The sequence below is a fragment of the Paracoccus sp. S1E-3 genome (assembly GCF_013868135.1).
Taxonomy (GTDB): Bacteria; Pseudomonadota; Alphaproteobacteria; order Rhodobacterales; family Rhodobacteraceae; genus Paracoccus.
The window spans coordinates 1-22,394 of sequence record NZ_JACEMU010000005.1; the positions used below are offsets into that span (position 1 = coordinate 1).

The 22,394-nt window shown below is 64.2% G+C and carries 30 protein-coding genes; 11 read left to right on the top strand and 19 right to left on the bottom strand.

The features are described 5' to 3' along the window. Window positions 1-6 precede the first annotated feature (6 nt). The 10 genes from H1S04_RS10045 to H1S04_RS10090 all read right to left on the bottom strand — a co-directional run bounded on the left by H1S04_RS10045 (window position 7) and on the right by H1S04_RS10090 (window position 8,815). Window positions 7-1,137, bottom strand: a complete 1,131-nt coding sequence (locus H1S04_RS10045) for an S-(hydroxymethyl)glutathione dehydrogenase/class III alcohol dehydrogenase (RefSeq protein WP_181745478.1) — start codon at window positions 1,135-1,137, stop codon at window positions 7-9. Window positions 1,138-1,278: 141 nt separating this feature from the next. Then, window positions 1,279-1,881 carry an ATP-binding cassette domain-containing protein gene (locus tag H1S04_RS10050; protein WP_181745479.1) on the bottom strand — a complete coding sequence of 201 codons (603 nt, stop codon included), beginning with the start codon at window positions 1,879-1,881 and terminating at the stop codon, window positions 1,279-1,281. After that, on the bottom strand, window positions 1,871-2,668 hold the full coding sequence (locus H1S04_RS10055; protein WP_255435559.1) for an ABC transporter permease: 798 nt from the start codon (window positions 2,666-2,668) through the stop codon (window positions 1,871-1,873). Before H1S04_RS10055 ends, H1S04_RS10050 begins: the two co-directional genes overlap by 11 nt. Before the next feature lie 76 nt (window positions 2,669-2,744). Beyond that, window positions 2,745-3,716, bottom strand: a complete 972-nt coding sequence (locus tag H1S04_RS10060; protein WP_181745480.1) for an ABC transporter substrate-binding protein — start codon at window positions 3,714-3,716, stop codon at window positions 2,745-2,747. Between the two features lie 73 nt (window positions 3,717-3,789). Then, entirely contained in the window at window positions 3,790-4,152 is a 363-nt protein-coding gene (locus tag H1S04_RS10065) for a hypothetical protein (RefSeq protein ID WP_181745481.1), read from the bottom strand. Next, complete coding sequence (locus H1S04_RS10070; protein ID WP_181745482.1) at window positions 4,149-4,778, bottom strand: hypothetical protein; 630 nt, start codon at window positions 4,776-4,778, stop codon at window positions 4,149-4,151. The genes H1S04_RS10065 and H1S04_RS10070 overlap by 4 nt, the downstream gene beginning before the upstream one ends. Window positions 4,779-4,784: 6 nt before the next feature. Then, a complete protein-coding gene (locus H1S04_RS10075) occupies window positions 4,785-6,122 on the bottom strand; it encodes a hybrid sensor histidine kinase/response regulator (RefSeq protein ID WP_298948924.1) in 1,338 nt (445 codons plus the stop codon). Beyond that, window positions 6,103-7,242, bottom strand: coding sequence for an FIST signal transduction protein (locus tag H1S04_RS10080; protein ID WP_181745484.1), 1,140 nt, complete (start codon window positions 7,240-7,242; stop codon window positions 6,103-6,105). The genes H1S04_RS10075 and H1S04_RS10080 overlap by 20 nt, the downstream gene beginning before the upstream one ends. 57 nt (window positions 7,243-7,299) lie before the next feature. Next, window positions 7,300-7,995 (bottom strand): response regulator transcription factor, encoded by a 696-nt coding sequence (locus H1S04_RS10085; protein WP_255435560.1) that lies wholly within the window; start codon window positions 7,993-7,995, stop codon window positions 7,300-7,302. Between the two features lie 37 nt (window positions 7,996-8,032). Further along, window positions 8,033-8,815, bottom strand: coding sequence for a quinoprotein dehydrogenase-associated SoxYZ-like carrier (locus tag H1S04_RS10090; RefSeq protein WP_181745486.1), 783 nt, complete (start codon window positions 8,813-8,815; stop codon window positions 8,033-8,035). A 111-nt stretch (window positions 8,816-8,926) separates the two neighbouring features. On the opposite strand from H1S04_RS10090, the gene H1S04_RS10095 reads away from it, so the two are divergent. Continuing rightward, the gene (locus tag H1S04_RS10095) at window positions 8,927-9,955 is read left to right on the top strand and encodes an MBL fold metallo-hydrolase (protein ID WP_181745487.1); all 1,029 of its coding nucleotides are present in this window, start codon (window positions 8,927-8,929) and stop codon (window positions 9,953-9,955) included. Here the strand turns inward: H1S04_RS10095 and H1S04_RS10100 are convergent, their stop codons facing one another. From H1S04_RS10100 to H1S04_RS10125, 6 genes are all read right to left on the bottom strand, one after another. Next, window positions 9,956-10,537: a hypothetical protein gene (locus H1S04_RS10100; RefSeq protein ID WP_181745488.1), complete on the bottom strand. Its 582-nt coding sequence runs from the start codon at window positions 10,535-10,537 to the stop codon at window positions 9,956-9,958. It lies immediately after the preceding gene. Further along, window positions 10,534-11,343 carry an ABC transporter permease gene (locus H1S04_RS10105; protein ID WP_181745489.1) on the bottom strand — a complete coding sequence of 270 codons (810 nt, stop codon included), beginning with the start codon at window positions 11,341-11,343 and terminating at the stop codon, window positions 10,534-10,536. Before H1S04_RS10105 ends, H1S04_RS10100 begins: the two co-directional genes overlap by 4 nt. Further along, window positions 11,340-12,071 carry an ATP-binding cassette domain-containing protein gene (locus H1S04_RS10110; protein WP_220185188.1) on the bottom strand — a complete coding sequence of 244 codons (732 nt, stop codon included), beginning with the start codon at window positions 12,069-12,071 and terminating at the stop codon, window positions 11,340-11,342. Before H1S04_RS10110 ends, H1S04_RS10105 begins: the two co-directional genes overlap by 4 nt. 62 nt (window positions 12,072-12,133) lie before the next feature. Further along, window positions 12,134-12,655, bottom strand: coding sequence for a hypothetical protein (locus tag H1S04_RS10115; RefSeq protein WP_370470522.1), 522 nt, complete (start codon window positions 12,653-12,655; stop codon window positions 12,134-12,136). Between the two features lie 57 nt (window positions 12,656-12,712). Next, window positions 12,713-13,681: a YVTN family beta-propeller repeat protein gene (locus H1S04_RS10120; protein ID WP_181745491.1), complete on the bottom strand. Its 969-nt coding sequence runs from the start codon at window positions 13,679-13,681 to the stop codon at window positions 12,713-12,715. 1 nt (window position 13,682) lies between these two features. Further along, on the bottom strand, window positions 13,683-14,894 hold the full coding sequence (locus tag H1S04_RS10125) for an ABC transporter substrate-binding protein (protein WP_181745492.1): 1,212 nt from the start codon (window positions 14,892-14,894) through the stop codon (window positions 13,683-13,685). Between the two features lie 330 nt (window positions 14,895-15,224). On the opposite strand from H1S04_RS10125, the gene H1S04_RS10130 reads away from it, so the two are divergent. The 5 genes from H1S04_RS10130 to H1S04_RS10150 all read left to right on the top strand — a co-directional run bounded on the left by H1S04_RS10130 (window position 15,225) and on the right by H1S04_RS10150 (window position 17,114). Continuing rightward, window positions 15,225-15,638, top strand: a complete 414-nt coding sequence (locus H1S04_RS10130; RefSeq protein WP_181745493.1) for a VOC family protein — start codon at window positions 15,225-15,227, stop codon at window positions 15,636-15,638. A 217-nt stretch (window positions 15,639-15,855) separates the two neighbouring features. Then, on the top strand, window positions 15,856-16,032 hold the full coding sequence (locus H1S04_RS18905; protein ID WP_181745494.1) for a hypothetical protein: 177 nt from the start codon (window positions 15,856-15,858) through the stop codon (window positions 16,030-16,032). A 6-nt stretch (window positions 16,033-16,038) separates the two neighbouring features. Then, a complete protein-coding gene (locus H1S04_RS18645; RefSeq protein WP_366521940.1) occupies window positions 16,039-16,449 on the top strand; it encodes a hypothetical protein in 411 nt (136 codons plus the stop codon). A 27-nt stretch (window positions 16,450-16,476) separates the two neighbouring features. Further along, the gene (locus H1S04_RS10145; protein ID WP_255435569.1) at window positions 16,477-16,884 is read left to right on the top strand and encodes a hypothetical protein; all 408 of its coding nucleotides are present in this window, start codon (window positions 16,477-16,479) and stop codon (window positions 16,882-16,884) included. A gap of 17 nt (window positions 16,885-16,901) precedes the next feature. Continuing rightward, the gene (locus H1S04_RS10150) at window positions 16,902-17,114 is read left to right on the top strand and encodes a hypothetical protein (RefSeq protein ID WP_298948911.1); all 213 of its coding nucleotides are present in this window, start codon (window positions 16,902-16,904) and stop codon (window positions 17,112-17,114) included. On the opposite strand, the gene H1S04_RS10155 is transcribed toward H1S04_RS10150, so the two are convergent. Then, window positions 17,104-17,484 carry a type II toxin-antitoxin system VapC family toxin gene (locus tag H1S04_RS10155; RefSeq protein WP_181745497.1) on the bottom strand — a complete coding sequence of 127 codons (381 nt, stop codon included), beginning with the start codon at window positions 17,482-17,484 and terminating at the stop codon, window positions 17,104-17,106. The two genes, H1S04_RS10150 and H1S04_RS10155, sit on opposite strands and share 11 nt — an antisense overlap. After that, entirely contained in the window at window positions 17,485-17,697 is a 213-nt protein-coding gene (locus H1S04_RS10160) for an AbrB/MazE/SpoVT family DNA-binding domain-containing protein (RefSeq protein ID WP_166331314.1), read from the bottom strand. Window positions 17,698-17,766: 69 nt separating this feature from the next. Here H1S04_RS10160 and H1S04_RS18650 point away from each other — a divergent pair, with 69 nt between their 5' ends. Together H1S04_RS18650 and H1S04_RS18655 are read left to right on the top strand one after the other, a co-directional pair. Continuing rightward, on the top strand, window positions 17,767-17,895 hold the full coding sequence (locus H1S04_RS18650; RefSeq protein ID WP_255435561.1) for a hypothetical protein: 129 nt from the start codon (window positions 17,767-17,769) through the stop codon (window positions 17,893-17,895). A gap of 370 nt (window positions 17,896-18,265) precedes the next feature. Further along, window positions 18,266-18,400, top strand: coding sequence for a hypothetical protein (locus H1S04_RS18655; protein ID WP_255435562.1), 135 nt, complete (start codon window positions 18,266-18,268; stop codon window positions 18,398-18,400). 157 nt (window positions 18,401-18,557) lie between these two features. On the opposite strand, the gene H1S04_RS10165 is transcribed toward H1S04_RS18655, so the two are convergent. Next, window positions 18,558-19,457 (bottom strand): LysR family transcriptional regulator, encoded by a 900-nt coding sequence (locus H1S04_RS10165; RefSeq protein ID WP_181745498.1) that lies wholly within the window; start codon window positions 19,455-19,457, stop codon window positions 18,558-18,560. A 126-nt stretch (window positions 19,458-19,583) separates the two neighbouring features. On the opposite strand from H1S04_RS10165, the gene H1S04_RS10170 reads away from it, so the two are divergent. The 3 genes from H1S04_RS10170 to H1S04_RS10180 all read left to right on the top strand — a co-directional run bounded on the left by H1S04_RS10170 (window position 19,584) and on the right by H1S04_RS10180 (window position 22,230). Further along, window positions 19,584-20,507 (top strand): alpha/beta hydrolase, encoded by a 924-nt coding sequence (locus tag H1S04_RS10170; protein ID WP_181745499.1) that lies wholly within the window; start codon window positions 19,584-19,586, stop codon window positions 20,505-20,507. A 64-nt stretch (window positions 20,508-20,571) separates the two neighbouring features. Next, complete coding sequence (locus H1S04_RS10175) at window positions 20,572-21,528, top strand: alpha/beta hydrolase (RefSeq protein WP_181745500.1); 957 nt, start codon at window positions 20,572-20,574, stop codon at window positions 21,526-21,528. A gap of 66 nt (window positions 21,529-21,594) precedes the next feature. Further along, a complete protein-coding gene (locus H1S04_RS10180; protein ID WP_181745501.1) occupies window positions 21,595-22,230 on the top strand; it encodes an SDR family oxidoreductase in 636 nt (211 codons plus the stop codon). Window positions 22,231-22,394: the final 164 nt, after the last annotated feature.

The following is a 22,394-nucleotide window of genomic DNA, read 5'->3' on the forward strand; positions in this document are numbered from 1 at the left end:
CCGCCATCAATACACCACCACCGAGCGGATGGATTCGCCCGAATGCATCAGGTCGAAGCCCTTGTTGATGTCTTCCAGCTTCAGCGTGTGGGTGATCATCGGGTCGATCTCGATCTTGTGGTCCATATACCAGTCGACCAGCGTCGGCACATCGGTGCGGCCGCGCGCGCCGCCGAAGGCGGTGCCTTTCCACACCCGGCCGGTGACCAGCTGGAACGGCCGGGTGCTGATCTCGGCCCCCGCCGGCGCCACACCGATCACCACCGAGACCCCCCAGCCGCGATGGGTGCATTCCAGCGCGTCGCGCATCACCTTCACGTTGCCGGTGCAGTCGAAGCTGTAATCCGCGCCACCGATCTGGTCGAAGGGCGTCTTGGTCAGATCGACGATCGCCTGCACGACCGAGCCCTCGATTTCCTTGGGATTGATGAAATGGGTCATGCCGAAACGCTCGCCCCATTCCTTCTTGTCGTTGTTCAGGTCCACGCCGATGATCATGTCGGCCCCGGCCATCTTCAGCCCTTGAATGACGTTCAGCCCGATGCCGCCCAGACCGAAGACCACCGCCTTGGCGCCGATCTCGACCTTGGCGGTGTTGATGACCGCCCCAATGCCGGTGGTGACGCCGCAGCCGATATAGAAGATCTTGTCGAAAGGCGCGTCGTCGCGCACCTTGGCCAGCGCGATTTCCGGCATCACCGTGTGGTTGGCGAAGGTCGAGCAGCCCATGTAGTGATAGATCGGCGTGCCATCCAGCATCGAGAACCGCGTCGTGCCGTCGGGCATCAGCCCCTGGCCCTGGGTCGACCGGATCGCCGTGCACAGGTTGGTCTTGCGCGACAGGCAGGACGGGCATTGCCGGCATTCGGGCGTATAAAGCGGGATCACGTGATCGCCCGGCTTCAGCGAGGTGACGCCCTCGCCCACCTCCAGCACCACGCCCGCGCCCTCATGCCCGAGGATCGAGGGGAAGATGCCCTCGGGATCGGCGCCGGACAGGGTGAATTCATCGGTGTGGCAGATGCCCGTCGCCTTGATCTCGACCAGAACCTCGCCCTTCTTCGGGCCCTCGAGGTTCACCTCCATGACGGTCAGCGGCTTGCCGGGCTCCAGGGCGACTGCGGCGCGGGTTCTCATCTGGATTCTCCTTGTTTTCAATCTCGAAACAGGCTGTCGGCCATCGGGGGTTGGGCCGCGCCGGAAGGGGCCGGTCTTACCTGTTGCTAACCTAGTTTCGCAGGGCAGAGAGGCGCAATCAGACCAAGGTTGGAGAAGCGGTCAACCCTCCTGTTTTTCCGGCGACAATACCGCCGGTTGGCCGTCCAGCCGAAGCTTGGTGGCGGAGAGCGCTTCCGCCTCGGTCTGGTCGTGCGTGACCAGCAGCAATCCCGCACCGCTGCGTTCCAGAAGCCTGTCGGTCAGCGTCAGCATCCGGTCGCGGGTTTCGGGGTCGAGCGAGGCGAAAGGCTCGTCCATGACCAGCACGTCCGGCCCCGCCGCGAAGGCCCGCGCGAGCGCCAGCCGGCGCTGCTGTCCCAGCGAGAGTTGGCGCGGGAAATGGCTTTCGAGACCGGCGAGCCCGACAGCGCCCAGCCAGTCGCGGGCGACCGCATCCGGCGCCCCGGTAACGAGGGTCAGGTTCGACAGCGCGTCACGCCAGGGCAGCAGGGTGGGTTCCTGAAAGACGACCGCCAGCCGGGTGTCGCCCTGCCGGTGCAGATCCGCCGCATCATCCAGTCCGGTGACGATCCGCAGCAGGGTGGATTTGCCGATACCCGACGGCCCCAGCACCGCGAGCCTTCGGCCCGGCGCAAGCTCCAGCGTGACCGGGCCGAGGACCTGATGCGGCCCGAAGGCCTTGCCCGAGAGTTCAATTCTCATCGCGACGCCAGCGGTTCGCCCGCCGCTCCCATGGCCGCAGGATCACATAGTCGATGGTCAGCATGACGATGACAAAGCTCAGCGACCAGGCCATCACCTGCGCCACATCGAACATCTGGAAATACATATGCAGTTTGAAGCCGACGCCGTTGGAGCGGCCAAGAAACTCGACCACCAGCACGATCTTCCAGATCAGCGCGATACCGACCCGCGCGGCCGAGGCGAAATGGGGCGCAAGCTGCGGCAGGATCACATGGCGCAGACGGTCCAGCGGGCGCATGTGATAGGCCCGCGCCATGTCGTCCAGATCCGGCCGAAGCGCGCGGGTGCCGTCGCGCATGATGACGGCGACCAGCGGGATCTTGTTGATGGCCACGGCCATGATCGCGGCGACCTCGTTAAGGCCGATCCAGATATAGCAGAGCACGATCACCACCAGCGCCGGGATGTTCAGGGTCATCACCAATATCGGGTTCAGCCACGCGTCGGCCTTGGCCGAACGACCCAGCCACAGTCCGATCACCGCGCCAACGCCCATGGCCAGAACGAAGCTGGCCGCGACCCGGAACAGCGTCATGCCGGTCTGAAACCACAGATCGCCCGAAACCGCCGCCCGCCAGATCAGCCGCGCGACCGTCCACGGCGCCGGCAGGGTGCGCGGCGTATCGACCAGAACCGCAAGCACCGCCCAACCAAGAACGATCGCCGCCACCGAGGCCAGCGCCGGCAGCCAGACCGGCACCCCTGCGGCCCGGCGCGCGCTGAAGATCGCTCTGGTCATGCTCATGGCCTGCTGCTGGGTGAACCCATTTCATGCCGCGCCGCAGGTCGCCGCGCAAGCGGATGGCTCGGGCGTGGTGCGATCACGGCTGCCAGAACAGACCCTCGGGCAGCGCCGGCAGGCCGCCGGTCAGTTCCTCGCCGCCCAGCTCTGCCATCACCTTGAACATGGCGTCGGCCCCCGCCACATCGACCGGCCCGGAGGGCGGGATTCCGGCGCGCCAGCCATCGCGCAGCGCCACGAATTCGGCGTCGTCCGCGGCATTCATGATCGGACGCAACTCGTCCCAGACCGCATCGTCCGAACCGAGTTTCTGCTTGGTTTCTCCAACCGCCTTGGCGAAAGCGACGGCCAGATCTCGATTTTCGGCAATCCAGGCTTCCGACAGGACATAACCGAGCAATGGCGTGCGTGGATCGAGGCCCAGATCCTTAGCCGCGTCCGAGACCGAGATCACTTCGCGCATGCCCGCCGCCTTCATCTTGGCCATGAAGTGCCAGAAGTTGATCGCACCGTCGACTTCACCCGAAAGCGCGGCCTGCATGATCAGGGGCGGCGCGCCGAAAACCTGTTCGGTGACCGCGGCCAGATCCTCGCCATTGGTCTTGCGGTTCCATGCGCGCAGGATCAGCCATGATTTGTCGACGGGACCGCCGGCGATGCCGATCTTCTTGCCCTTCAGATCGGCCAGCGACTGGACCGGACTGTCGGCGCCGACCAGCACTCCGCCGACCGCCGTCGAATAGGGCAGAAACACGAAATCGCTGCCGGCGGCGCGCTGCTGGGCCACCCAGAGCAGATCCGAGACGATCGCATCCACCGCGCCCCCCTGCATGGCCACCTGCGTCGCCGGATTGCCGGCAAACTCGGTCGTCTGCAGGTCGAAGCCGTTCTCGCGATCGATTCCGAGATCCTGCATCACCTGTAATTCCCACATCACCGTGCCACCGGCCAATGTGCCGACATTGATCGCCTTCTCCTGCGCGACAGCCGTATCAGCGAACGATGCCGCCGCCAAAGCCAGCACCGTGGCAAATCTGCGAAGGAATGTCATGCGCTCCCTCCCGAAGCCTTGTTCGATCAGGCTGGCATGAAGCCGCACGCACCAAAATGCGACTTTGGTCTGATCAGAAGCAGACCAGCTCGGCCTCGGCATCGGCGCTGCGCAATTTGTCGACAGCGGCCGAGAGCATCCCCGCGCCTCGATACATGGACGCCCTGTCCCCCGGCACCTGCTGCATGCGCAAGACGGTCTCGCCCGCGACATAGTCATCGAAGGAAATCAGCGCACCGATCTCGTCGATCTTGCAGGAGCATCGGCGCAGGTTCTCGGGGGAATGTCCGTTCGCCTCCATGCAGAGCAGAACGAAGCGGACCCGATCCTCGGTCGGAAAGTCGTTCGCGGACACCGCTGTCTGGGCGCTGGCCGGCAGCGCCAGCACGGTGATGATGGCGGCGTGAAAGGCCGCGAGCGGTCGAAAATCAGTCATTGTCCATTCTCTCCCGCGACCGGATTCAGCGTCAGGTCAAGGACATAGGGGCGGCCGGTGGGCGTTTGATCGCCGGTCTCGGCCCGCAGGTGCCGGATTGGATCGGTAGGATCGGGGCCAAGGTCGAAGCGCAGCGACAAACTGGCGAAGCCACCCATGCGCGCCGCATTTTCGTCATCCGCAAAGGGCGTCAGAACGACCGCAACCCCTTCAGGCGCCCGCGTGACCTGGGCGCCCGCCCCCATACCGTCGCGTATCCGGTTGCGGATATAGAAAGGGCTGCCGCCGGTCATCCGCGCCATGTCGCGTGTCAGCGCCTCAAGGAAATAGACCACCACCGGATCGCCGGCCGAGATCGGAAACCGGCTTAGGGGGCGCGTTGCCGCATCATTGCGTTCCGACATCTGAAGGATCTGGCTGCCGTCCGCATCGGTCCGCGGTTCCAGCAACAGCTCGCTCTGCGTTGCGCCCGCATCACTGTCACGACTGATCCGCCAGACCAGCCCGGTCGCCGGGGGGTCCCACGGCGCGCGGTCAGCGAAGACGAGATCACTCGCCTCGGAAGTCCAGGCGGCGACCGGCAGGACGAGCGCCAGAAGCACCCAGATCATTCGCGGCAAGGACATCAGCGTTCACCTCTGTTCACGGACAGCATTTTCAAGGGCCGCGCGCAACTGCGTCACGGAGATCGGCTTGGCATGGGCGGGAATACCCAGATCGGCGCAGGCCTCGACCGTGGCGTCATCCAGCCTGGCGGTGACGATAACCCCCGGCACCACGCCGAATTTGTTACGCAGCCCCGCGATCGCCAGCAGGCCGGTATCGCCGTAGCCGAGGTTATAATCGGCGATGATCACATCGGGCGCCGGGGCCGGATCAGCAAGGGCATCCGCGCTGGAGCCGAAGCTTGCGACCCGCATCCCGAACGAATCGGCAAGCAGATGTTCGTAGGCATGGCGCAATCCGGCATCATCCTCGATCAGCATGACCGTCAATCCGCCCAGCCCTTCCGGGACCGGCGCGGCGTCGGCGCTCGCCGTCTCGAAGATTTCGCGTTCGTCGGCCAGCGGCAGCCCGATGCGGAACATCGTGCCGCGTCCGGGGCGGGATTTCATCTCGATCGGATAGCCAAGGCGCCCGCAGGCCCGGCGGACGATTGACAGCCCCAGTCCCATACCGCTCACGCCGTCATTCGGCAGCCGCTGGAATTCGTCGAAGATCCGGCTGCGGTCGGCTTCGGCGATTCCCACGCCGGTGTCATGCACCTCCATCCAGATCCGGTCGCCATCGTGCCGAACGCCCAGCAGGACCTTTCCGGCGGGGGTGTATTTTATCGCGTTGGACAGAAGGTTCTGCGCTATCCGCCGCAGATAGACCATATCGCTTTCGACCGTTGCCGAGCTTGTGGCGACCTTCAGTTGCAACCCCTTGGCCGCCGCGATCGGTCCGAACTCATCCGCCAGCCGTCCGAACATCTCGCCCATCGCGACGGGCTGAAGGTTGAACCGGATCCGGCTGGAATCGAGCCGCGCGATCTCCATGACCGATTGCATCAGCTCCTCGACCGAGGCGAAAGCGCTGCCGAGCCGCGTCAGAAGGCCCCGCTGCTGCGGGGACAGCGGCGTATCGCCCAATGTCTCCAGATACAGTTTGGCCGCGGCAATGGGTTGGATCAGGTCATGGCTTGCGGCACGCAGGAAGCGTGTCTTGGACCGGTTCGCCTGTTCGGCCGCGGCACGGGCCAAAGCAAGTTCCTGATTTCGGTCGCTGAGGTTCTGCAACGCCTTTTCAAGGTCCCGGTTGCGCGCCGCGACCTCCTTTTCCAGCGCCGCTGCCGCCTGAAAAACCGCCCATGCCGAGCCTCGCCGACTTTCGATCCGGGAAAGCCGGTCCAGCAACACTTCGTTGATGCGCTCCAGCTTCTGCTGACGGCGGGTGGCATCGTCTTCGTCACGCAGCACGGTCGTCACCATCCGCAGCCTTTCCCCCTGGCGGCATGAACGCCAGTCCCACGAAGGTCTGGTTCACGTGCAAACCTCCATGCTGCTCGCCCAGCGTATTGAACCCAACGATGCGATAGCGGCCGAAAAGCTCGGCCAGTTCCGACGCATGACGGCTTTTTTCGACCGCCAGCCGACGCAGGATGCAGTCGAAGCCGAGCACCAGTTCGGGAAGCTGCGGCAGCTCCGAAAATGCCGCATCCATATCATCGAAGATATCGTCACTCGCTTCCCCCAGCGTCAGCAGGCTGCCCGGCTCGACCGCCGACATCAGTTCCAGCCCCCCATCGGCACGGACCCCGGCGATGGCGCGGACATGATACTGATCGGCGATGTGAAGCAGCAACGGATAACGGGCAAACAGCATCGGCGAAAGCGAGGCGCGCGGCACGCCGATCAGCCGCGCATATTCCTCCGCCGCCGGTTCGTCGTTCAGCCGCATGATGTTGCGGTCGCTGTCATTGGTTGCCGTGACGACCATACGCTGCGATGTCGGCGTGAAATGCGAGAAGACGACCTCGCGCACGTGAAGGTCGGTTTCCACCATGCAGAGCAGGGCCGAGTCCCGCAGCAGCTGCCTATCCAGCACCATGCAGGCCGCACTGGAATCGCCCATGTCGCCGACCGTCCCGCCCACCACATTCAGCCACGGCAGCGAGGCATCCAGCGTCGCGATCACCACCTCCTCCTGCCCGGCATCGGATTGCGTCAGAAGGATGCCGAAGCTGTTGCGCGCCGGGTCGGCGGAAAAATCTCTCGCGGCTTGGCGCAGCCGGTCCATCCATTCGGTCACCGGCAGGCGTGAGACGTCGGAAAGCTCGACCACGCTGGCCCGGAAGCTGACCTGCGGAAACATCACCGCGACCGAGCGGTCGTGCAGATAGCCGCCGTGATGGAACTCGCCCATCGATGAGCAGGCGATCAGTCTGCAACCTTCGGGCAAACGCGGTAACAGGCCATCGGCGATCGCCTGCAGGCGTGGCGCGGCCGAAACGAACAGCAATACCAGTATCGGCCTGATCGCCCCTGCGGCGGCGTCCAGCTCGGCGATGGCGGCGGCAGCATCCTCGGTGGCAAAAGACAGGCTCACCGGCGCGGCATGCCCCGGTCCGAATCCCGGTTTCGAGAGCGCCCCCTCCGCCATGGCTCAGGTATCGTTGAAAAGCTGCGCGATATTGGCCAGCCGGACCGCCTGCGTCCGACGGCGCACGTCGATCTTTGACATGATGGCGGTCAGATGCGTCTTGACCGTCGCCTCGGCGATAGAAAGGTCGTAGGAAATCTCCTTGTTTGCCTTGCCCATGCAGACCTCGCGCAGAATCCGCAACTGCTGCGGCGTCAGCGTTGCGAAACGGCGGATGATGTCGCCGCGCTCCTCGTCATTCTCGTCGCGCGCATCGGGGTCGTAGTTATCGGGCACCACCATCTCGCCGCTCCAGATACGCTGCAGCGCCGAGACCAGTTCGTCCCGCGGCAATGTCTTGGCCAGAAAGCCATTCGCACCGGCGGTGATCGCGTCGCCGATCACCCCCGGATCGCGATCGGCCGAGATCAGCGTGATCGGGGTCGACGGCAGAAGCCGGCGCAGGGTAACGACGCCTTCGATCCCTTTCGCGTCGGGCAGATTGACATCCAGAATGACCGCGTCTGGCGAAGCGACGGCGATCCGCAGGCAGGCGTCCTGCAGGCTGCGCTCGGTCGCGACGGATTTCAGCCCCAGAGACACCTGCAGCGTCAAGGCCAGCGCGTCACACATCAGCGGATGATCGTCGACGATCAGCAGCGACCGGACCACCGCCGAGGCGCCCGAACGACGCTCTTTCGACATTGCTGAATCAGGCATGGGCATTTCTCCTGTCGTCCCTCGGGGGCGCTTCGGCTTATCCCGTGGCCCCCACCGAAAGGACCTGATCGAACACTGCGCCGTCAATATCGGTCGCATGCACCGTCAATGGCGCCAGCGAGGGCTGGTGCGCGAAGCGGAAAACGGGATTTTCGGATATCGAGATTCCCCCTTCCATGGTGAACAAAGATTCGCCGTCCTGCGTCACCTCGACTGTATCGATAAAACGGGCGGGAATGTTCAGCAATGTGACCTGATCGCGCTGAAATCCCGAGAAATTCGGATGGCGGATCATCAGCGTGCTGATCTGACGCCCGGCCTCGTCGATCGTCTTCAGCCGCATCTCGCCCGCATCGGCGAGGGCGTCGGGACCAGAGCCCGCGGGCGCCGCGCATCCCCCGGACGCCTTCACGAAGCGGCCCGCCATGACTGACCGGCCATCGTCCAGATAGGCGATGGCGCGCAGGTTCGAATAGGCGTCGACCCTGACCCGGATCTCGAAATCCAGTGGCATCATGCGCTCGCCAAAGGTGAATGTCGCCACGACGGGGGATGGGTTCTGATCGACGACGACGATCAGCCTGCGGATCGCCGGCGCCCCCTCGGGCTGGGTTATGCGCACCGGGACCAGCGCTGGATTGGTGGCGCGCGCGGGTGCATCCAGCACCATCACGCCGGCGGCGTCGGCCGGATCGGTATCCTGCTCGATAACGTCATACCGCAGAGCTTCCCAGGTTTCGGAAGGCTGCATCGGATTGTCCTGAGCAGCAGCCGCCAGCCCCGAAAGCATCAGCACCGCCGCGACGAATAGCAGTCTCATCTTCCTCTTCCCCCCGGGCATGTTGGAACAACCGTCTGTCATCGTCCATAGTCCGAAAGTATGAATTCGACTGCCCCGTCGCGATGCTAGGCTGCCTGAAAAGGAGGAGACATGTTCCATCTTCTGGTCGCCGCCTGCCTGACCTCGGACCCTTCTGTCTGCTCGGATCGGCTGCTGCCCGCGGCGGATGCGGCCAGCCGGGCAGAATGCGAGGCGCGGGCCGAGGCGGCGCTGCGCGACTGGGGTGCCCGCGACGGGCTGACCGCGAACAGCCCGCGCTGCGTGGAAACCGGGGCGCTCCCTGCCCTTCGGCTGGACGAAATCGTGCCCGGTGTGCTGGTTCATCAGGGAGTGGTGGCGATGGCATCGGCCGAAAATCGCGGCCGGATCGCCAATATCGGCGTCGTGATCGGGCCGACGATCACGGTGATTGATCCCGGTGGAAGCCGGGCCGAGGCCGAGGCGCTTTATGCCGCGATCCGCCTGCGCAGCGCGGCGCCGATCGGCGCGGTGATCCTGACGCATCCCCATCCGGATCACAGTTTCGGCGCCGCGTTCTTTGCCGAGGTGGGCGCAGAAGTCATCGCCGCCGACGGTTACGAAAGCTATCTTCTGCCGCGCCGCGAGACTTGGCTCGGGTCTTATATCGACGGCATCGGACTGGCTGAAATGCTGGGCAGCGCTTTTGCGCCGCCGACATCCACGCAGGCGCCCGAGGGCTTCGATCTGCTGAAGGCCCCCCAAGCCCATACCAGCGCCGATCTGATGGCGGTGCACAAGCCTACGAGCACGGTTTTTGCCGGCGATCTGATCTTCCGCGAGTTGACGCCGGTGGTGGATGGCTCGCTGACGGGCTGGCTGGATTGGCTGGCGACCACGCGCGCGCCGGCCTCGGGCATGATCGTTCCAGGTCACGGGCCTGTCGCCACGACATGGAACGAAGCCGTGACGCCGATGCGGACCTATCTCCAGACACTCAAGGATACGACGCTGGCCGAAATCGCGGCAGGCACGGCCTTGTCCGAAGCCGTTCCCCGGATCGTCAAGGCCATGCAGCCCCTTGCCCCCGGCTGGGCCGATTTCGATGCGACCACTGCACGCAATGCCGCTTCGGCCTATGCCGAACTGGAATGGCAGTGATCATTTCAGGCGCGACTGGATCTCGCGCGAGATCGCGAAGGCGCGCTGCTCGATCAGGTTCGGCACATCGCAGACATAGCGGATCTGATCCTGCCGTTCCCTGAACATGCGTGTGTTCAGGTCCAGCCTTTCCTCGGCAAGATCGATGGCGTCGTAATCAGGTGGCTGCGTCGCCTCAAGCCGCGCCATTTCATCCCGCAACCCGCCGATACGGTCCTGCATCGCCCGCTGGGCAGTGGTGAATTCGTCGATCTTTGCCACCACCAGCCGCCTGCGTCCTTCAAGCTGATCGAAACTGGCTTCGAAAAGGCCGGTCAGAGTGGTGTTGTCCGCACTGGCCGCGAAGGCGTCCAGTTCCGCGGTCAGTTCCTCGACCGGCAACTTGCGACTGGCCAGCCGCGTCGCCAGTGCCGCCACGTCCGGGCGCCGGGCAGCCTCGGCGCTGGTGGCATCGGGTGCGGGATCGACCCACATCTGGCCGATCGACAATGCCGGGCGCTTCGGGCTTTGGCAGGGCCAATCCGGGTCGGCCGCGATTGCCGGGGACGCACAAAGCACAAGGGTGACAAGCAGGGCTTTCATGTCCGTTTCTCCTTCTTCGCCGGTCGCGACAGGAAGCTGCGGGCCGGGTTGAACAATACCACCGCGAGGCCGAAAAACAGGATCAGGCATCCCGCCGTGACGCCGGCCGACAGCCAGTTCATCTTCGCATACATGGCGAAGCGGATCAGTTCGACCGCATGGGTAAACGGGTTGATCGAGGCGACACGCCACAGCAAGACCGACGATTCCCGCATCCGCCACAGCGGATAAAGCGCCGACGAGGCGAAGAACATCGGGAAGATGACGAAATTCATCACCCCGGCGAAGTTTTCAAGCTGACGGAAGGCCGATGACAGCAGCAGACCCAGCGCGCCCAGCATCAGGCCCGTCAGGATCAGCGCCGGCAGCAGCGTCACATAGCCAAGCAGGGGCAGGCGCACGTCCCAAAGCGCCGCGATGGCCAGAAAGACATAGACCTGCACCACCGAGACAAGAACCGAGGCAAACAGCTTGCATCCGAGCAGGAACCAGCGCGGCCAGGGCGAGGTCAAGAGCACCCGCATCGCCCCGGTCTCGCGGTCATAGACCATCGACAATGATGACTGCATGCCGTTGAAAAGCTGGATCATCGCCACCAGTCCGGGCGTGACATAGACCTCATAAAGCACATAGGTCTCGTATGGCGGCATGATCGAGACGCCGAGGACCGAGCGAAAGCCGGCGGCGAAGATGAACAGCCAGACCAGCGGCCGGACCAGCGCGGCAAAGAAACGCCCGCGCTGGTTCAGAAACCGCAACCCCTCGCGGCGCATGATCCCGGTCAGGACGATCGGCCAGCCGGTCATGTGGTGACCCCGGTCAGGTCGAGGAAGGCACGGTTCATCTCGGCCGGTGCGGCCAGATCGCCCGCGCGCCCCTGCCACAGCACGCGCCCCTGATGCAGCACGGTCAGCGCGTCATCGGGCAGGATCTCGTCCAGAAGATGCGTGGCCCAAAGCGCGGCGGCGCCGCTTTCCGCGACCACCCGGCGGGTCTGCGCCAGCACCTCGGCGCGGGCTTTCACGTCCAGCCCCACGGTCGGCTCGTCCAGCAGCATCAGCGACGGTTTGTGGATCATGGCGCGGGCGATCTCGGCCCGGCGAAGCTGCCCCCCCGAAAGCGTCGTCACCTTGGACCGTGCCCGCTCCGTCAGGTCGACGGCGCCCAAGACCTCGGCGATCCGGGTCTGCGCCTTGGCGCGGGGAAGTGCGTGCAGGCTGGCATGGTAGCGCAGGTTGTCCATGACGGTCAGATCGGGATCAAGCGCGCGCGACTGAAACACGACACCGATCCGGCCAAGGGTCGCGGCGCCCGCTGCCATGTCGTGACCGGCGACAAGGATCCGGCCCGTATCCGGCGCCAGCAACCGCGTCACCAGCGCGAACAATGTCGATTTTCCGGCGCCGTTGACGCCCAGCAGGGCATGAAACTGTCCCGGCGCGACGTTAAGCGAGACATCCGCGAGCGCCCGCCGCTCGCCATAGGCAAAGCTGACGTTTTCGACCGACAGGGCAGGCGTGATCGTCTCGGCCAAGGCTGTCCCCTAATCCCGGCGTCGCGCGGAAAGCTGGAATGTCGCGGGCATGACAGACCTTTCTACTGGATGTTGAAGACCGCCTGCAGGCCGTCCCCAGAGGAGCCGGGCACAGAAAGCGTATAGCGGCCGGGGACGATGGCCACGAAGCTGATGACCGCGGTGCCGGGACTGTCGAACTCGATCGAATGGACCCCCATCGGCCGGATCTCCACGTCGTTCACCACAATCTCGTTGACCCAGATCGCGCGGAAGAAATCACCGCCCGACAGCCCGAGTTCCTGCGAGCCGTCCGCATTGATCGCGATCCGGTAATAGCCGCCGGATTTGAGCGTGTATTCCGCCGTTGCCACCGGTTTGCCCGCACCAAGCACCAGCGGCGCCAGATCGGTGCGGTTGTCCCGCGCGAGAATGCCGGAAAAACCATAGTCGAACTTGCCAGCGCCTTCATGGACGCCGGCTTCGTCCTCGCCTTTCTTTTCATCGTCTTCCGCCTTGGCGGGTGCGGCGGTCTGCGCGTCGGCAACGGGCTGCGTCGCGCTCGGGTCGGCGTCTTTCGCGGCGTCCTGGGCGCTGGCGGGCAGCGCCAGTCCGGCAACGATGAAAAGCGGGGCAAGCAGCCGGGTCATGGAATCTCCTTGTTACGGGCCGTTCGGCGCGACAACGACGCCCCAGGGCTGCTGGCCCACGGGCACGGATTTCACCACCTTGTCGGCCTGAACATCAATCACCGACACGTCATTGGTGTTGCCGTTGGTGGCGAACAGGTATTTCTCGTCCGGGGTGAAGGCCAGTTGCCAGACCCGCTGACCGACCAGCAGATAGTCGATCACCTCATCCGTTTCGCCGTCCACCACCGCCACCCGGTTCGCAGGACCGAGTGCCACATATACCTTTTTGCCGTCCTGCGTCACGCGCACCCCGACCGGCTGGATCGCCTCGGGCAACACGCCCGGAATCTCGAAGCCGATCTTCTTGACGATTTCGCGGGTTGCCGGGTCGATGACGCTGACCGTGCCGCCGATTTCGGCGCTGACGTAAAGCTTGGTCCCGGCGGAATTGTACTGGGCGAAACGCGGCCGGGAATCGACCAGCACATTGCCGACGATCTCATAGGTCTCGGTGTCAATGAAATGCGCCATGTTGGTCGTTTCCGAGGTGTTGATGACGAATTTCCCGTCCGGGCTGATGCCCATCCCCTCGGGCTCGACACCAACCGGAATCTCGGCCAGCACCTGACGCGTCGCGGTATCCACGACCGTGACCAGATTGTCGTCCTCATTGGCGATATAAAGCGGATTGCCCGAGGGGTGGAGGACGAACAGCTCGGGGTCCGGGCCTGAAGGCAGGGTATGGGTTTCCTGCATTGTCTCGGGATCGTAGACGCGGACCAGATCGTCATCCGAGGCGCAGACGTAAAGCTCCTTGCCATCGGGCGAGATGGCGATGCCGCGCGGGCGGTTGCCGGCGGGAAAGGTGCCGATCACCTCCCAGCTTTCGCTGTCGAAGACGGTAATGTCATTGCTGCGCTCGTTGCTGACAAAAACCCGGTTGGCGAGCGCGGGCGTTGCCAGAATGACCGCCAGAAGTGCAAGGGAAAAGCTGCGCATATCACCCTTTGTCCAGTTTGCAGGCCGTTTCCGGCCGGTCCGTGCCCAGCGTATCAAGCTGCGACACCTGATGCAGATAGCCTTCCTGCGGACTGACCGAGACCACGATATTGTCGGTGGCCAGCAGGATGGGCTGACGAAGCTGGTGATCCCAGTCGCGAATGGTCATCTTTTCGCCCTTGAACCCGGCGACCGCGAAGTCGGGGCTTAGAATGTACTGCTTTAATTGCATCGGATCGGTCGAGCCGGTCCGCGTCGCCGCCTCGCCCAGCATCCGCAGCGCCAGCCATGTCGAATAATCCTCGTCCCGCATCGGTCGGCGGGTCGATTTCTCGAAGCGGTTCTGGAACTGCGTCGCGCCCCAGCTTTCCAGCGCCGGCGACCAAAGCCGCGCCCGCAGGCCGGCCGAGCCCGCGACCGGCCGCGCATCCCATGTCTGAAAGGGCAGATAGCCGGCGAAGACCTGATTTTCGTCTGCGGCGATCAGCACGTCATAATCCTCGCCGAACTGGGTATCGACCGGGATCTGCCGCTGGACCAGAACATGGCCGGTATCGCTGCGGCGCGATCCTCCGGTATCGGCGAATTCCTTTTCCACCACGATCTTGGCGTTGAACTTTTTGGCCGACGCCTGATAGGCCGCCTTCAGCGCCTGATCCGAGGGGTGACTGCCCGACATCAGCACCCAGCGACCCCATTTCTTCCACATCAGAAACTGCGTCAGCGCGTCGGCAAGCATCGCCCGGCTGGGCGTGACATGGATCACATTGGCCCGGCAATCGGCGTTTCGCAGATTGTCGCCTTGGGCGAGCGCGTTGAAAATCAGCGCGTCCGGCGCCGTTTCCCGCGCCCGGTCCGCCAGTGCCAGCGTGGTCGCGTCATCGGCAAGCACGGTGACGAATTTCGTGCCCGCGCCAAGAATGCCGTCCAGCGCCTGCACCGCATTCTCGGGCGATGCGGCGACCGTGTCGGTGACGAATTCCTGACCCATGAAACGGCCGGTGGTCGCGTTATCCTCGGTCGCGAGCGTGGCCCCGGCGAAACCCAGATTTTCAGGCACGGCATCCAGCCGCGACACTGGCGGCAACGCCTGCCGGTCGATACGCAGAACCGCCGCGCGCAGCTTGGTCGCTTCGGTGGTCGGCGCCTCCTGCGCGACCAAGGGCAGCGCGGCCAGCAGAACCGCGGCCGCGGCACTCGCTATCAGCTTCATTCCATTCCTCTCCCCCTCGCCAGACTGGGCGGAGGAGCGAGACAGATCAAGGGGGGTCGCTGCCGCTGCGACCTTCGTCGCACTGCCCAAGGGTCCGCCAGACAGCGCCGTTTCAGGGCATATCGTTGAAGGCATTCCTGGTTTGGGCCTTTACGACCAACCTCTGGCCTGACGCCGGGAAGCTCAGATCTCCATCAGATCCTCGCCGACGATCACCTCGCCCGAGAAGTTTTTCCGCACGCCCGAAGTCCAGCTTTCGATGGTTTCGCCCGGGCCGGCGCCCGGCACGAAGTGCCCAGATCGGCGTTATGATTGTCATGATGGTGCCTGATGAAGATTTTGCCCACCTTTTGCGCGCCGATCCCCGCCAGCGTCAATTGCCGCGTCACCCCGTTGGGCAACACGCCACTGATGCGCTTCAACGAGGTGCACAACTCCGTCGCGCTGATCCATACCGGCCGTTCGGGCATCCAGCACATCAACCATCAGGTCGAGACCAATGACGATGTGCTGCGCTCGTTCTATCACCTGCGCGATCAGCGCCTCCCGATCTTTCTGGGAACGGGCCGGCATCCGACCTCGGGCGCGCGGTTCCTGTATTTCAAAGGACCGGACGGCATGGTGTTCGAATATTCGACCGGCGTCATGCTGATCGAGGAGGAGGAAAGCTATCGCCCGCGCCAGTTCAATTTCGAGCCGGACGCGATGTGCATGCGGGGTTCGGCCGAGAACATGAAGCTGTAACGCGACAGGCTCATATCACTCGGTAATCGCTGCCAGATGGCAGGAACGTTTCCCGCCGTGGCCAGAACCTCGTCAAAAAACACCGGAGGAGACTATGCAGAACCAAACCGACAGCCGTTCGCTTCAGGATCTGATCGACGCGACGCCCGATCTGGCCGATTAGTTCTATAACGACACGCTGGCGCCCCATGCCAAGGACCGAGGGGCGCTGTCCCCGGTGCCGCCGGAACTCACCAACTGGCGCGATGAACAGCACGCCTGGCGCGACACCGCCATCCTGTTCGACCAGTCGCATCACATCCCCGAAATGTATTTGAAGGGACCGGATGCGTTCAAATTGGCGAACTATCTGGGCATCAGATGCTTCGAGAAATTCTTGCCGGGCAAGGCCTAGCAGTATCTGGCCTGCAACCATGACGGCTATGTGATCGGCGAATGCGTCCTGCAACATCTGGACGAGGACAGTTTTGAACTGATCAGCGGCACCCATCTGCAGAACTGGGTCGAATACAACACCGTGATCGACGATCATGACGTCACGATCGAGCGCGACCTGCAGACTTCGCAGAACCCGAAAGGCGCCGAGGGCCGCACCCGCACCGGCTTTGGCATGGACGGCCCGAATGCCGAGGCGATCTTTCGGGAGGTTGTCGAGGGCGAGGCACCGTCGATCCCCTTCTTCAACTTCCGCCGCGTGAAAATCGCCGGTTGCGACGTGATCGCGCTGCGTCACGGCATGGACGGCCACAAGGGGGGCGAACTGTCGGGCGCCTATGCCGACGGCCCGAAGGTCCGTGACACACGGAGCTGAACCGCGCGTGATGATCCGAAACCACCGCTGACCGGTTTTTACTGGGGCACCTATCGGGTCGGCACCAAAGACGGCAAGGTCGTGGCCCTGCGCGACTTTGAACAGGACATCAATCCCTCGCCGATCGGGCGGAGGACCCGCGCGATGATCTTCGTCAAGGCGCTGGTGCGACGCGCGGTGATGGATTGGGAGGGCGTCGACGATGTCGATGGCAATGCCATCGTCCCCAACCCGGATACCATCGACGCATTGCTCGACATCTGGCCAATCTTCGAGGCGTTCCAACTGGTCTATGTCTCGAAGGGCCTTCTGCTGGAGCAGGAAAAAAACGTTTCCGCGCCCTCGCCGAATGGTGTTTCGGTGGGGGCGACGCCTATTGCGCAGCCTGCACGCAAGCCTGCGAAGACTGCGCGGCGCGGCAAAACCAGCCGCTGACCTTCGAAGGCTGGCAGGTGTGGGATCTGGTCGGACGGCTTGGCGGACAACTGCGCGTGCTGCCGGGCGCGGTGATCGGCTGGGATCTGAACGCCGCGCTGGGACTGGCTGCGGCGCTGGGCATCCCGGCAGCAGCAACCGCCGAACTATTGCCCATCTTCGAAGCGGTGATGGGCCGGAAGATGAACGAACAGATGGCAGTAAGCTGGTCAGGGGCGATCAGCTTTTGACCTTGGGAACCAGTGTAACGCCCGGCAGGCCATCAAAATGCGCGTCGCAGGTCAGCAACTGCGCGCCACGGGCCTGCGCGGTGGCGAAGATGATGGCATCGGCCGTGGCAAGTTTATGGGCACGGCAGGCCTCGGCCGCAGCCAGCGCGGTTTCGGTATCGAGCGGCACGACCTGACAGATCTGTGTGAAGGCAATGACCTGGTCGGCCTTGTCCTCGCCGATCTCGCGAGTCAGCCATTTCGCCAGCTCCAGCTGCACCATGGTCGGCACCAGCCATTCGGTCTGTTCCGGCAGATGATCGACCAGCTTGTCGCCTGTCGGCGAGGCGATAAGCCATTCGATCCAAGCAGAGGTATCGACAAGGGTCATTCAGTGGCGATCCTTGCGGTCGCGATAGCCTTCGGCATTGGCGCCCTTCGCCAGCCCGCGCAGCGCTTCACGTTTCGGCACCGGCACCAAGAGTACCCCCGTCCCTTTCGGGATGAAGGCAAAGGTCAGTCCGGCCTCCCAGTGCTGGGCAGCACGGATCGCCTTCGGGATGGAGATCTGGAATTTCGTGGACAGGGTCGCGGTCTCGGCCATTGTCATACCCATCATTGATCGATGTACAGAATGTAAGACCCGCATCGCGGAAGATCAAGGAATCCCCTCATGGCAGAGAAACGTGTCAGCGTCCGCCTCGCGACGGTGGGCGGGCGGCATGTGCGCGCCGAGTTGGAAGGCGTCGAAGAGGCCGGGTCGCCGCTTTATCTCCGGGCTCTTCCGAACCTGAAGGCTTGATCAACGCGACCGAGACCGAAGTGCCACGATCTGCGAACTGCGGCATGGCCCCGCATCTGCGAAGCCTCGGCGGATTTCTCACCGCGATCAGCAACTGCAGTTGGACGTCATTGCAATAGAGAGCCGGTTGTTGCGTTGGCGGCGCGTGTCAAGTGACACGCCGCCAGCGCAGCCCCGGCCTGAGAGAGGGAGGCAAGGGAAGCGGGTCGTTTCCAGAACGCAGGAGGATAGTATGATCCACCAGAGCCCCGCCCTGAACAGCGCCTAGCCCGCCTCGGATTGGCGCGACACCATCTCCATCGGCGATATCCTCCGCTGGCCGCTCGGCAGCGACACCGGCCATGGTCTCGCACTGGTCATCGACATCAAGATGATCGGCGGCTGGCACGTGCTGACCCTTGCGCCGGGCGTCGAGGATCACGCACAGCCGGTGCATCCGGGCACGTTGAGTCTGCGGCTCGACGAGGTCCGCACTGCAGGGCTCGGGCGTCCGATCCGCTTCTAGCTGGGGCGCCGGATCAGCGTTGCCCCTCAGCATCCCGGTATAACCGCTGCTGCGGAATCGCCGGTCGTTGGGCATCGCCGCAAACGCATGGCTCGACCCACCCCAACCGCGGCCTGACCCCCGCGGTGAGGGCGCGTCGGCAGATCTTTCCACTCCGTCACCCGCGCCAGCGCAGTGCCTCGACCAGCAGCCTGAAGGCGGCTGTGGCATTGCGGCGGTTCGCATAATAGAGGTGATAGGCAGGCAGATCCGGCACGCGGCCGGGCAGCACGTTGACCAGTCGACCTGCGGTGATATCAGCCGCGACCGTGTCGCGCGGCAGATAGGCCAGCCCGTGCCCGTCCAGAGCGGCGTCGCGGATCAACTCGATGGCGTTCAGGCTGAGCGGCCCCTTGACGCTGACGCGGGTCATCCCCTTCTCGCCCGCGCCGGTCAACGGCCAGGCGAAATTCTGGCCACCTGTCGGCAGGTGCAGGTTGATGCAGCGATGCGCCAGCAGATCCTGCGGCATCTGCGGGGCGGGATGCTGCGCCAGATAGCCGGGCGCGCCGATCACCACCATCGGAATATCGGGCGAGATCCGCACCGCGATCATGTCCTTGGCCACCTGCTCGCCCAGCCGGACGCCGGCGTCGTAACGCTCGGCCACGATGTCGGTCAGGCCATAGTCGACGATCAACTCGACCTCGATATCGGGGTTCTCGTGCAGCAGATCGCGGATGCCCGGCAGGATCACCGTCTTGGCGGCATGTTCGACCGTGGTGATGCGGATGCGCCCTGCCGGGCGGTCGCGGAACTGGCCAAGCGCGACGAGGCTTTCGTCCATCTCCTCCAGCATCGGGGCCACGCGCTGCAACAGCGCCTCGCCGGCGGCGGTGGGCGCGACGCTGCGGGTGGTGCGCGACAGCAGGCGCAGGCCCACCCGCGCCTCCAGGCGCCGCACGATCTGGCTCAGCGCGGATTGCGACATGCCCATGCGGGCGGCGGCGCGGGTAAAGCTCTGCTCCTGCGCGACCGCCACGAAAACGGTCAGATCGGCCAGTTCGTCGCGTCTCATTCATCACCACAGTGATAGGCACATGCAGTTTTTAGATACTAATAGATCAAAGCTCAACGCGCGATATTGGTTTCACCGAAACGCCGCGACCCCCCTGATGCGGTCGCCAGCCTGAAGGAGTTCGCCATGGGCAAGATCAGTTTCACGAACACCAACAACCCGACCATCGACCTGTCGGCAGTGATCAATTTCCCCGAAGGTTTCGACGAATCGAAGTCCTATCCGGCGGTGATCGTCAGCCATCCGGGCGGTGGCGTGAAGGAACAGACGGCGGGCACCTATGCCCGCAAGCTGGCGGATCAGGGCTTTGTCACCATCGCCTATGATGCCAGCTATCAGGGCGAGTCCGGCGGGTTGCCGCGCCAGACCGAGAACCCGGCGGTGCGGACCGAGGATGTCAGCGCAGTGCTGGATTACATGACCACGCTGCCTTACATCGACCGCAACCGGATCGGCGCGATGGGGATCTGCGCGGGCGCGGGCTATACCGCCAATGCCGCGATCAACGACCCGCGCATCAAGGCCGTGGGCACGGTCAGCGCGGTCAATATCGGCCAGATGTTCCGCAATGGCTGGGAAAACAACGTCGCCGATGCCGATGCCGAGCCGCTGATCAGGATGGGTTCCGACGCCCGGACCGAAGATGCCAAGGGCGGCGAACCCGCGCGCTTCCCGCTGGCCCCGATGAACGAGGCCGATGCCCCGAACGAGGAACTGCGGCAGGCCTGGGAATATTACCACACGCCGCGGGCCGAATACCCGACCGCGCCCGGCTATATGACCGCGCGCAGCCTCGATCAGATCATCCCCTATGACGCCTATCACAAGGCCGAGGCCTATCTGACTCAGCCGCTGCAGATCGTCGCCGGCAGCGTCGCGGGCAGCAAATGGATGAGCGACGATCTGTTCGCCCGCGCGGCCAGCAAGGACAAGCATTTCCACATCGTCGAAGGCGCCAATCACATGGACATGTATGATGGCGAAAAGGAAATCGCCGAGGCCGTGGGCGTGCTGGCGCCGTTCTTTCAGAAAAGCCTGAACGGCAAATAAGCCGCGGGCGGGGGCCGGTGGGCGCTCCGCCATTTTCAAACCCCGCATAGAAAGGAATTTCATCATGGAAACCGTTGCCATCCGCAATCCCGGCATGAACTGGGACATCGCCGCGAATATCCTGTTTCCGCCGGGTTTCGACGCCAGGAAGCACTACCCGGCGATGATCTCGAACCACCCGATCGGCAGTTGCAAGGAACAGACCTCGGGGAATGTCTATGGCGCGGCCATGGCCGAGGCGGGCTTCGTCGTGATCGTCCCCGATGCCAGCTTTCAGGGCGGCAGCGGCGGCGCGCCGCGCTGGATCGAAGACCCCGAACAGCGGGTCAAGGATTATCGCGACGTCGTCGACTATGCCCAGACGCTGCCTTATGTCGACCCGGACCGGATCGGCATTCTGGGGATCTGCGGCGGGGGCGGCTATTCGGTCAAGGCCACCATCATCGACAAGCGGATCAAGGCCCTGGTCACCATCACCGGGGTAAATTTCGGCCGCCTGATGCGCGAGGGGTTCAGCAATTTCGACCCGCTCGGCGCGCTTGAGAACATGGCCGCTTTGCGCACCGCCGAAAATGCCGGGGCCGATGAGACGATCAACATCTTCCTGCCGCCAAGCGTCGAAGACGCCAAGGCCGCCGGTCTGACCGATATCGACCTGCTGGAAGCCACCGACTATTACCGCAACCGCTTCCCGGCCGAGGGCGCGGGCACGCGGATGCTGGTGTCGCACGCCGCCCCGGCGCTGGCATGGGACGCCTTCGCCTTCGCCGAAACGCTGCTGACCCAGCCGATGCTGGTGGTGATCGGCGACAAGCCCGGCGGATTCGGCGCGTATCGCGACGGGATGGAGATCTATGGCCGCGCCGCTTCGAAGAACAAGGAGGTGCTCGTGGTCGAGGGCTGGTCGCATTACGACCTCTATGACAAGTCCGAGCCGGTCGGCATCGCGTTGGAACGCGTCATTCCCTTCCTGAAGCAGCATGTCGCAGGCGAACCGGCCGCGCGTGCGGCGGCGGAATAACCACCCTGCAATGGCCCGGCTGCTACGGTGGCCGGGCCGGATGGCCTCACCACAGGGACGAAAGCCATGACCAATCTTCTCATCATCGGGGCCAGCGGCGCGATTGCCCGCCATGTCGTCGCGGCACTCTCCGATCAGCCCACGATCCGGCCGACACTGTATCTGCGCGATGCCGCCAAGCTGGCCGATCTGGACACTTCCGGGATGCGCATCGTCGAAGGCGACGTGACCGACACGGCCAGACTGACCGAAGCGATGGCGGGGCAGGACATCGTCTATGCCAACCTGACCGGTGAGATGGACGTGCTCGCGCAGGCGGTTATCGGCGCCATGGACCGGGCGGGGGTGAAGCGGCTGATCTTCGTGACCTCGCTTGGCATCTATGACGAAGTGCCGGGCAAGTTCGGCGACTGGAACCGCCGCGAGATCGGCGCCTATCTCCCACCCTTCCGTCGCGCCGCCGACCTGATCGAGGCCTCGGATCTGGATTACACCATCCTGCGCCCCGCATGGCTGACCGATGCCGACGAGGTGGATTACGAAGCCACCACCCGTAACGAACCCTTCAAGGGCACCGAGATCGCCCGCAAGGCCGTCGCCGCCTATGTCATGTCGCTGCTGCAAAACCCGGCCAAGGACATTGGCGGCAATATCGGCCTGAGCAAACCCGGCACCGATGGCGACAAACCGGCGTTCGCGTAAGTAATCCCTCGGGAGCGGACTGCCCCCTGCGCTGCTTGGCGTGGTTCGACCACCGGAAACTGTCGACGCCACAACCGCAGCGAAAGCGACGCTTGGGTCGGCAGACTTGTTTGTTACGACATGATGGTCGTGTAGGTTCTTTGGTTGGACCAGGCGCATGCTGC